The sequence below is a fragment of the Oleiphilus sp. HI0067 genome (assembly GCF_001635735.1).
This window is the reverse complement of sequence record NZ_LWFI01001429.1, coordinates 1-731: the sequence shown is the minus strand read 5'-3', so window position 1 is coordinate 731 and position 731 is coordinate 1. Positions and strand designations below refer to the sequence as shown.

General features: G+C 42.5%; 1 protein-coding gene and 1 pseudogene. Both read left to right on the top strand.

Features of this window, described 5'->3' with window-relative positions; all coding sequences use genetic code 11:
* Positions 1-560: pseudogene (locus A3739_RS23220) on the top strand (1-deoxy-D-xylulose-5-phosphate reductoisomerase); the annotation flags it as partial.
* Between the two features lie 8 nt (positions 561-568).
* A partial coding sequence (locus tag A3739_RS28360) for a site-2 protease family protein (protein ID WP_197472515.1) occupies positions 569-731 on the top strand: 163 nt, incomplete at its 3' end.

Here is a 731-nt window from a genome sequence, read left to right as displayed (position 1 = left end):
TGGGTAGAAAAATATCAGTCGATTCAGCAAGCCTTATGAACAAAGGTTTAGAGTTGATTGAAGCTTGTTGGTTGTTTGATGTTTCAAGTGCCGATATTGAGGTTGTTGTGCATCCTCAAAGCATTGTTCACTCTATGGTTCGTTATGGAGATGGTTCTGTATTGGCGCAAATGGGAGAGCCGGATATGCGTACGCCTATCTCGTATGGTTTGAGTTGGCCTCATAGAATTGAGTGCGGTGTTAAGCCTTTAGACTTAACTGAAATTGCAACGCTGCATTTTGAAAAGCCAAATAGCGATTTGTTCCCATGTTTGAATCTGGCTCGCGAAGCGTTTGACGCCGGTGGATATGCCTCTGCTTATTTAAATGCTGCGAACGAAGTCGCAGTTGATGCATTTCTTAAAGGTAAGGTCAGGTTTGTCGATATTCCTGATATTATCGCCAATGCAATGAGTCGTGCACCAAAGACTGAGGTCGGTACGATTACTGATATTTTCTCAGCAGATAAAGATGCTCGTTCTCTTGCTGAATCTTTCATCGAAACACAAGCGTTAGTTTAACAGTTGCCATGGAATTCTTAGAGTCAGTCATTTCGTTAATTATTACCCTCGGTATTTTGGTGACCGTCCATGAGTACGGTCATTTTTGGGTGGCAAGACGATGTGGTGTTAAGGTCCTACGATTTTCCGTAGGTTTTGGTAAGCCGATTTTTAGTTGGCATGACAAGTTGG